Annotated in this window: 9 protein-coding genes, 1 tRNA gene and 2 pseudogenes; 8 read left to right on the top strand and 4 right to left on the bottom strand. The window is 42.4% G+C overall.

The genetic code is table 11. The features are described 5' to 3' along the window. Nucleotides 1-71 precede the first annotated feature (71 nt). Nucleotides 72-596 (bottom strand): annotated as a pseudogene (locus HGT73_RS14000) (MFS transporter); the annotation flags it as partial. 693 nt (nt 597-1,289) lie between these two features. Between HGT73_RS14000 and HGT73_RS13995 the strand changes: the two are divergent. The 3 genes and pseudogenes from HGT73_RS13995 to HGT73_RS13985 all read left to right on the top strand — a co-directional run bounded on the left by HGT73_RS13995 (nt 1,290) and on the right by HGT73_RS13985 (nt 3,751). Further along, nucleotides 1,290-2,093, top strand: a complete 804-nt coding sequence (locus tag HGT73_RS13995) for a DUF3289 family protein (protein ID WP_214215872.1) — start codon at nt 1,290-1,292, stop codon at nt 2,091-2,093. Beyond that, nucleotides 2,083-2,532: a DUF943 family protein gene (locus tag HGT73_RS13990; protein WP_244968581.1), complete on the top strand. Its 450-nt coding sequence runs from the start codon at nt 2,083-2,085 to the stop codon at nt 2,530-2,532. Before HGT73_RS13995 ends, HGT73_RS13990 begins: the two co-directional genes overlap by 11 nt. Before the next feature lie 77 nt (nt 2,533-2,609). Continuing rightward, a pseudogene (locus HGT73_RS13985) lies at nt 2,610-3,751 on the top strand (IS3 family transposase). Between the two features lie 339 nt (nt 3,752-4,090). Here HGT73_RS13985 and HGT73_RS13980 read toward each other — a convergent pair. Next, nucleotides 4,091-4,167, bottom strand: a tRNA-Arg gene (locus tag HGT73_RS13980). A gap of 177 nt (nt 4,168-4,344) precedes the next feature. On the opposite strand from HGT73_RS13980, the gene folD reads away from it, so the two are divergent. The 3 genes from folD to HGT73_RS13965 all read left to right on the top strand — a co-directional run bounded on the left by folD (nt 4,345) and on the right by HGT73_RS13965 (nt 6,139). Next, on the top strand, nt 4,345-5,208 hold the full coding sequence (gene folD, locus HGT73_RS13975) for a bifunctional methylenetetrahydrofolate dehydrogenase/methenyltetrahydrofolate cyclohydrolase FolD (RefSeq protein ID WP_214215871.1): 864 nt from the start codon (nt 4,345-4,347) through the stop codon (nt 5,206-5,208). Between the two features lies 1 nt (nt 5,209). Further along, nucleotides 5,210-5,422 (top strand): ribosome-associated protein YbcJ, encoded by a 213-nt coding sequence (gene ybcJ, locus HGT73_RS13970; RefSeq protein WP_214215870.1) that lies wholly within the window; start codon nt 5,210-5,212, stop codon nt 5,420-5,422. A 159-nt stretch (nt 5,423-5,581) separates the two neighbouring features. After that, a complete protein-coding gene (locus HGT73_RS13965; RefSeq protein WP_214215869.1) occupies nt 5,582-6,139 on the top strand; it encodes a YbhB/YbcL family Raf kinase inhibitor-like protein in 558 nt (185 codons plus the stop codon). A 105-nt stretch (nt 6,140-6,244) separates the two neighbouring features. Here HGT73_RS13965 and HGT73_RS13960 read toward each other — a convergent pair whose 3' ends face one another. Next, entirely contained in the window at nt 6,245-6,421 is a 177-nt protein-coding gene (locus HGT73_RS13960; protein WP_214215868.1) for a hypothetical protein, read from the bottom strand. Between the two features lie 156 nt (nt 6,422-6,577). Here HGT73_RS13960 and cspE point away from each other — a divergent pair, with 156 nt between their 5' ends. Next, nucleotides 6,578-6,787 carry a transcription antiterminator/RNA stability regulator CspE gene (cspE, locus tag HGT73_RS13955; protein WP_006118399.1) on the top strand — a complete coding sequence of 70 codons (210 nt, stop codon included), beginning with the start codon at nt 6,578-6,580 and terminating at the stop codon, nt 6,785-6,787. Between the two features lie 162 nt (nt 6,788-6,949). Then, nucleotides 6,950-7,153, top strand: coding sequence for a twin-arginine translocase subunit TatE (gene tatE, locus HGT73_RS13950; protein ID WP_214215867.1), 204 nt, complete (start codon nt 6,950-6,952; stop codon nt 7,151-7,153). Between the two features lie 84 nt (nt 7,154-7,237). Here tatE and lipA read toward each other — a convergent pair whose 3' ends face one another. Then, nucleotides 7,238-8,203 carry a lipoyl synthase gene (gene lipA / locus HGT73_RS13945; RefSeq protein ID WP_214215866.1) on the bottom strand — a complete coding sequence of 322 codons (966 nt, stop codon included), beginning with the start codon at nt 8,201-8,203 and terminating at the stop codon, nt 7,238-7,240. Nucleotides 8,204-8,247: the final 44 nt, after the last annotated feature.

Here is an 8,247-nt window from a genome sequence, read left to right as displayed (position 1 = left end):
TTCATAGAGATCTCCCCTGTTCAGATTACGAGAAAATTCTACTTATGAACACACCGGTTTTTCGGGGGGATTACCAGCGGGCCAAATACTGCCGCAACATTTACTAGGTAGTAGCGAATTTGTAGGGCAAGCGCTCGACGACGACGGTCACCCAGTAAATCACTCATGAGCGCACGTAAAGGAGGATCAACCCATGCAAAGGAGACACCGATTATCATTAGACCAATGATAAACAACGCCATTCCGCTTGCTTGAGATAGTATGATATATCCGATAGCTGAAAACGCACAGCCTAAAAGAAGGATAACGCGTCTTCCTAACCTATCAGATATCTGACCTCCATACATGCCTAGCACAACAGAGAATAGCGCACTGCTCGTCATAGCCAAGCCAATTGCGATTGGCGACATATGGTAATTTTTAGTCATGATTACCGCAATAAACGGCCAAGCCATAAAATAGCTTAAACGAATGGCTAACGTAAAAAAGAGTAATGCATGAACAGTCACGGGAAAAGATTTAAGCATCTGTAATAGACTCGGCTTAGCCCTTTCCTCTGTATCGCCTTGAGTCACCTTTTTATTCTTTTTATGCATTTTATCGAGTCTAATTAATAAATTATATTCAATATAAATAAGATTATTTTTCAATCGACGCAATAAAAATGTTAAATATATTTCAGTTTCTAAGATTGTAAGCGGTGATTCGTTCAGGTGGATTCAGACAAGAAGACTTAGAATCGCTTAGATAAATCCTGAGCGCTGAATCGTTATGCATCTCACTGACTAGCGATTGATTTCAGTATAATGTGATACCCGAACCCACAAAATATTGTCTGTTCACCTTATCGAAAACGGTGAAAGGGGAAAAATACTCTGCAAAGTTCTGCTGCCTAATAAAAATATCAAACTAAAATTCCTCGTACAGCTGTGCTTAAAGTGGTAGCAGATACTGTTACGTAGGTTTTTAATAACGGGGGGGTGATAGCTCAAGGGATTAATGAGGCGGCTTATCCGACGAGGGGAGTGGATGTTGAAATGGACCCTGCAGGATTCAAACCTTCTAGTCAGTCTTAAGTTCAATATATGATTTTTTTTCATTACAGTTTGTTACCTGCCCCAGAAATACCCCCTTAGAAAACGATCACTCTTACGGCTGAGGTTCATCACTGCGTGATTATATGGGCGTAAATGACGATGAAATCAGTAAATGTTAATAAAATTCTCAATCCACCTCACAAACAGAAAATGTATAATACTTAATCATTTATCAAAAGGGATTGATTTTGAATGAAAGGAATCGATAAAAAACTTATCATCTTCACTACAAAAAAAAGATTCAATGACAGAAATGCCGATGACATGCAAAGTGGCGACATAGAGGCTGATATACTGAAAAAGCATTATCATCTCGGGCAAGTATCAACTTTCATCGACTGGACTACTTTTGGTCTCTCCTATCAGCATCCTGCTACTAATTCTATACAGCCAGTTAGTAGAGAAAAAGCCATTGCGATGTTATATCATGAGCTACGATCTCAGTCCTATGCCTTTTCTTTTCGAGGACCATACCAGGGCTTGATTATCAATCTTTTCAATCACATGCAACGTAGTAATGGAAATGATTTTCAGCATCTGTTTATGAACAATGCTTACAGAAATCTTATTTTAAGTGAAAAGGCTACCGATAGCACATTATCGATAATTAAAAACACTATCGAGAAACTTTATTTTAATAAGTCACAATTGATGAAAGAACATTTTTCAAATGTGTTATCTAAAAGTCGTTTACCTAAATACACAAGATGGAAGGATTTCGTCAATGGAATGGGTATTACCGTCCATGACATAAACAGCACAGAAATTTCCATAGAAAGCCTGACCTTCCAAGGCAATACATATACTGCGGTTATCAAATACAGAGCACAAGACCATTTTGGCTTAGATAAAAAAGATATCTTAAAGGCTAAATTTAACTCAATTACTTTCTTTAGAATATGGTTCATTCTACAGAGGACTAAATATTTTGCTCAAAAGCCATTTTTCACAAATTTCGAGGCTACTATAACATTGACAGGAGAGAATGATGTTTAAATATAAAAGGATTGGAGCAATTCTAATTTTGTCAATAACAGTATATTGCATATGGATTGTTGTAAGACCAATAAAAATAGTTAGAGTTGATAATGGTGCGGTTTTTGTAGAGCATTTACCGATGACTATAGAAGGAAAACTAAATTGGTGGTTGAAAAACAAAGATTTACTTCAGGGAAAATATCACTTCATCAACACTCCAGATAATTACACGGTTATCGTCATGGATTTCGGCGGTTATAAAAAATTACCAAAAGGAACCAGAGATGGTTCAATTGATGACTACACCTGCTTTGATGATACTAATGGCGATCATAATAAATGTGTATATAACAGGATAGCATTAGTTGTTAGAGGGAGTGTTGATGGCAAAGTATTTATAAATGTAGGCGATAAAACATATCTACAGAGTTCTGATGGCAGTGTAACATTAAAATAAAAAGTGTAGTGGTACAGTAAATTTGGCCACCTGAATAGAGGTGATATCATCACCTCACAGTAAAAAAAGGTGACATTATGACCGGACGTAACAGACGCAATTTTAGCCCCGAGTTTCGCCTCAAAGCTGCCCAGCTTGTACTCGATCAGCATTACACCGTTGCAACCGCTGCTACGGCAATGAACGTCGGGAAATCCACAATGGACAAATGGGTTCGACAACTGAAAGAAGAGCGAGCGGGAAAATCACCCACTGCTTCACCCATGACACCTGAGCAGATTGAAATACGCGAGCTAAAGAAAAGACTTCAACGCGTTGAAATGGAAAGGGATATATTAAAAAAGGCTACCGCGCTCTTGATGTCAGACTCCCTGAACAATTCTCATTAGTTGAGAAGCTCAGGCCGCGGTTTCCTGTTGCCGTTGTGTGCAACGTGTTTGGGGTTCATCGCAGCAGCTATAAATACTGGCGGCAGCCCAAGAAGCCTGATAACACGAGAGTGACATTACTCAGCCTTGTGCGTGAAGTTTATCGCGAAAGTAACGGCTCAGCAGGAGCGCGAAGCATTGCCGCGATGGTCACCACCAAAGGTATAAAACTGAGCCGCTGGCGGGCAACAAAGCTAATGAAAGCGCTCAATATTATCAGCTGTCAGCAACCTGGCCATCGTTATAAGAAGGCGTTTAAGGAACACATTGAGATCCCTAATCATCTAGATCGCCAGTTTGCTGTTACCGAGCCTAATCAGGCCTGTGCGGTGATGTGACTTATATCTGGACGGGAAAACGCTGGTCTTATCTGGCTGTAGTACTCGATTTGTTTTCCCGTAAACCGGTTGGCTGGGCGATGTCATTTTTCCCTGATTCAGCACTGACAGGTAAAGCCGGCTAATTTACGGTATCACTCTGATCAAGGCAGTCACTATACCAGCAGGAATTTCAGGCAGTGACTGTGGAGATATCAGATAAAGCAAAGTCTGAGTCGTCGGGGAAATTGCTGGGATAACAGCCCAATGGAACGGTTCTTCAGAAGTCTGAAAACAGAGTAGGTACCGGATAATGGCTACGCTAATTTTAGCCAAGCCAGCACGGCAATAACGAATTACATCACAGGATATTACAGCCAGCTCAGACCTCACCAATATAATGGTGGTTTGACGCCGAATGAATCAGAAAGATTGTTTTGGAAAAACTCTAAAGCCGTGGCCAGTTTTTGTTGACCACTACAGAGTGAATATCTGTCTACAGGATTGGCGAGTCTACCAATAAAAGGGAGGATGTCTGTAGTCAACGACTCAAAGATGTCCTCAGCGTAGCACTGAGACCAGTTTTCTTTTTATGGGTGTGCCACTCAATAGCGTTAGACTCGAAACTATTCTGGACGGCTCGGATTTTGGTAGCTTTCCCGTCTTGCGTCTGCCAACGTGACACCAAGATACATCCCCACTTGTGAGTGGATTACAATGGATATTACTGGGCGTTAGTAGACAAGGGATTGGCTAAGATGCTTGATTTTACTGGTATGAGTAGACGTTACTGGAGGATGGTGGAGGTTGAAATGGTACGCCCTATAGGACTCGAACCTATGACCTACGGCTTAGAAGGCCGGTGCTCTATCCAACTGAGCTAAGGGCGCCCTGATTTCTGTGACGGATTATACGTCTGAAGGGGCATGAGTCAATCACTTTACGCGCCGAATCAACTTATTGCTGAAGCTTTAACCATAATTCGTAAATCTTAACCTGACAGTTTTCTCTGCATCTGACAAAATACCCAGATTCCCCCTAATAGCCTAAAAGTGGATTTTATCCGGATGTCAGCGAAAATTATTGATGGTAAAACGATTGCGCAGCAAGTTCGTACTGAAGTTGCTGCTGAAGTTCAACAACGTCTTTCTGCTGGAAAGCGTGCGCCAGGTTTAGCAGTAGTGCTAGTGGGCAGTGATCCTGCATCGCAGATCTATGTCGGTAGTAAACGTAAGGCCTGTGAAGAAGTCGGGTTTATCTCTCGCTCTTATGATCTCCCTGCGACAACAAGCGAACAAGCCTTACTTGAACTTATCGATCAGCTTAATCAAGATCAGGCTATAGATGGCATTTTAGTTCAATTACCCCTGCCGGAAGGTATTGATAACGTAAAGGTGCTTGAGCGTATTGCTCCAAGTAAGGATGTTGACGGCTTCCATCCGTACAACGTCGGTCGCCTGTGCCAGCGTGCACCTATACTTCGTCCCTGCACCCCTCGCGGTATTATTACGCTATTAGAACGCCATCAAGTAGATACTTTTGGGTTAAATGCGGTCATTGTCGGCGCATCTAACATAGTTGGTCGTCCGATGGCACTTGAGCTACTGCTTGCTGGATGCACCACCACGGTAACACATCGTTTTACTAAGGATCTGCGTTCTCATGTTGAACGTGCCGATCTCTTAATTGTCGCGGTAGGAAAGGCCAACTTTATTCCCGGTGAGTGGATTAAGCCTGGGGCGATTGTCATCGATGTGGGAATTAACCGTCTAGAAAATGGTAAAGTCACCGGTGATGTGGAGTTTACCGCGGCAGCAGAACGTGCTGCGTTAATTACGCCAGTACCAGGGGGTGTCGGACCCATGACGGTTGCGACCTTGATCCAAAATACCCTAGAGGCCTGTGAAAAATACCATAGTGAGAGAGACTAATATGCAGCAATTTTCTTTGGGAAAACATCCTTATGTCGACCTTTGTGATCTTTTGAAGCTGGAAGGCCTGACAGAGAGTGGGGCACAAGCCAAAATCGTTATCGAACAAGGTAAAGTTAAGGTAGATGGCAAGGTTGAAACACGTAAACGATGCAAAATCTATGCTGAGCAAGTCGTTAGTTTTGCCGGTCAATCCATTCAGGTTACCCACTAATTAATCCATTCGCACCGAATAGTGGTCGGCTATTCGGTGTCTTAGTAAAAAAGTCCCTATTAACGTATTACCCCTCATTAACCGCCTTTCTATCCTATTCAAAAACATGTTTCTTGTTATAAGATTGTTTAATATTACTTATAGTAAGAGCCACATTTTATGAGCAAACTTCTCTCTTCTGTCCTATTTCTCGCCACTCTCGGCGGGGTAGCCGTTGCGAATGCAGCTCCTTTTACCCTGACTTCACCAGACTTTTCTTCGGGTAAATTACTACCACCAGCGGCCGGAGGTAAACCGGGTAGTGATCCGGCTTGTCACGGGAAAAATATATCGCCTTTACTCGAATGGCAAAATCCGCCAGCGAATACCAAAAGTTACGCTTTATTGATTCAGGACCCACAAGGGAGGAAGGGATTGGGGGTAACTCATCTTATCGCCTATGACATACCAGGGAATGTTCAACGTTTAGAGCGTACAGCCTTGAGTAATGGTAAAGGATTTGTAGGTGGATTGAACAGTAAAGGGACTTTAGCTTATGTCGGGCCTTGTCCGCCGACAACTCTTGATTTGCATTACTACACCTTTACATTAATTGCTACTGACCTTGCTGCTAATGCACTACCGCCTGGATTATTGCCTGAGGAGCTCTTTCACCGTTTAGAAGGGCACGCGTTAGCTTCTGCAGGTATGGTTGCTGCCTACCAAGGTAGTAATTAAGGGGGGCTTACCCGTTAACCGCTATGATCTGCATAGTTGGTCATTATTTATTTTGCGGGAAATGCTGATAAAAGTAGGCTGGCTAAGAAATGCGAGTATTTGACGTTAACGATCATCGTGATTGATGTCGTTTTTTGTCGGAGGGGTATAGAGATTATCGTAATGAATGCGAGCAATAATCAGTAGGAAGGGTTTCAATAATAGATGAATAAAGAGGAAGGGGGCGATGTGGGAAAGACTCATCCTTCTCGCTTTTGTATTTAAGAATGGTTCCGGTTTCATCAAATACGCTTTTTACCCGGTTAAATCTCAAGCAATTGCACAAAAAAACGATATTTATCACTTTTTCATCAGATCTTACTGGACAAATGGCTCCGCAATTGGTGTACTAGATACCGACACAGATTTAGTGTCTTTTTTAATGTAAAGGTAATATAGATGTCTAAGATTAAAGGTAACGTTAAGTGGTTTAATGAATCCAAAGGATTCGGTTTCATTACTCCTGAAGATGGCAGCAAAGATGTATTCGTACATTTCTCTGCTATCCAGAGCAATGGCTTCAAAACTCTTGCTGAAGGTCAGCGCGTAGAGTTTGAAATTACTGACGGCGCTAAAGGCCCATCTGCTGCTAACGTTATCAGCCTGTAAGTTAACAGCCAGAATTTCAAAAACCCGCCATTTAGGCGGGTTTTTTTTTCTCTAAGTTACGCGGGTGTTAATACGTAATCTGTTACAGATCATAATTGTGTTATAATCCTGTTCTATCATGATAGGTATAGTGTCTTTCTGGGTATCGAGGTCAAAAGAATTATGGAAGGTATTAGCTTAGCTAAGTTGTTGATTATTGGCGCATTGATTGTTTTACTGTTTGGTACGAATAAGTTACGTTCACTCGGTGGCGACTTAGGAAGTGCAATCAAAGGCTTTAAAAAAGCTATGAAAGAGGATGATTCTGCAGCGAAGAGTCCAGCCGCAGAAGAAGCCACTGCAGAGCGAGTCACACATAAAGAGTGAACTATCGAAAGATTACTCTTTAATGTAACTGAATATAAAAAAACCAGTCTTATGTGAAGACTGGTTTTTTATTAGCTAAGAGGCTTACTTAATCTCAATGCCTTGTGCCTGCATATCTGCATGATATGAAGAGCGTACAAAAGGGCCGCACGCTGCGTGAGTAAAGCCCATTGCCATCGCTTCTTGCTTCATTTCGTCAAATTCTGCGGGGCTAACATAACGTTGTACAGGAAGGTGGTGACGGCTCGGCTGTAAGTATTGCCCCAGAGTTAACATGGTCACCCCGTGGCGGCGCAAGTCTCGCATCACTTCAATAATTTCTTCGTTAGTTTCGCCTAAGCCCACCATTAGTCCCGATTTCGTCGGGATAGTAGGATGGGCTTGTTTAAATTTTTCTAATAAAGTCAATGACCACTGATAGTTGGCACCGGGTCTAACTTGACGATATAAGCGTGGGACATTTTCAAGATTGTGGTTGAACACGTCAGGGGGCGTAGCTGAAAGAATCTCTAATGCCTTATCCATACGTCCACGAAAATCGGGCACTAACGTTTCAATTTTTATTGCCGGACTTTTAGCTCGAATAGCAGTAATACAGTCAGCAAAATGCTGGGCACCGCCATCACGTAAATCATCACGGTCAACGGATGTGATCACGACATAGCGTAATGCCATATCAGCAATGGTTTGGCCAAGTTTTTCTGGTTCATGAGTATCAGGAGCGACAGGTCTACCGTGGGCTACGTCACAAAATGGGCAGCGTCGGGTACAGATAGCGCCAAGGATCATAAAGGTGGCTGTACCGTGGTTAAAGCACTCTGCTAAATTTGGGCAAGAGGCTTCTTCACAGACCGAGTGCAGACCATTTTTACGCATCGCCGCTTTAATCCCTTGGATACGACTTGAGTCAGCCGGTAATTTAATCTTCATCCATTCGGGTTTACGTAGTATTTCTTGGCGCTCGGTTACCACGGTTTTAACCGGGATTAATGCCATTTTATCGGCATCCCGATATTTGACACCGCGTTCCATCTGTATTGGTTTGCTCATAAGGTATTCCGCGTCACTGTCAGAAGAATTAGCTATTACGCCGG

The sequence above is a fragment of the Rosenbergiella australiborealis genome (assembly GCF_018494035.1).
Lineage (GTDB): Bacteria > Pseudomonadota > Gammaproteobacteria > Enterobacterales > Enterobacteriaceae > Rosenbergiella > Rosenbergiella australiborealis.
Note: the sequence above shows the minus strand (reverse complement) of the source record. Positions and strands in the feature narration are given on the sequence as shown.

Excerpts from the sequence above, each read along its gene's own strand:
- lipA (WP_214215866.1), bottom strand. The coding sequence starts at position 8,203 with ATGAGCAAACCAATACAGATGGAACGCGGTGTCAAATATCGGGATGCC.
- HGT73_RS13990 (WP_244968581.1), top strand. The coding sequence starts at position 2,083 with ATGATGTTTAAATATAAAAGGATTGGAGCAATTCTAATTTTGTCAATA.
- HGT73_RS13965 (WP_214215869.1), top strand. The coding sequence starts at position 5,582 with ATGAGCAAACTTCTCTCTTCTGTCCTATTTCTCGCCACTCTCGGCGGG.
- ybcJ (WP_214215870.1), top strand. The coding sequence starts at position 5,210 with ATGCAGCAATTTTCTTTGGGAAAACATCCTTATGTCGACCTTTGTGAT.
- HGT73_RS13960 (WP_214215868.1), bottom strand. The coding sequence starts at position 6,421 with ATGAAACCGGAACCATTCTTAAATACAAAAGCGAGAAGGATGAGTCTT.
- cspE (WP_006118399.1), top strand. The coding sequence starts at position 6,578 with ATGTCTAAGATTAAAGGTAACGTTAAGTGGTTTAATGAATCCAAAGGA.
- HGT73_RS13995 (WP_214215872.1), top strand. The coding sequence starts at position 1,290 with ATGAAAGGAATCGATAAAAAACTTATCATCTTCACTACAAAAAAAAGA.
- tatE (WP_214215867.1), top strand. The coding sequence starts at position 6,950 with ATGGAAGGTATTAGCTTAGCTAAGTTGTTGATTATTGGCGCATTGATT.
- folD (WP_214215871.1), top strand. The coding sequence starts at position 4,345 with ATGTCAGCGAAAATTATTGATGGTAAAACGATTGCGCAGCAAGTTCGT.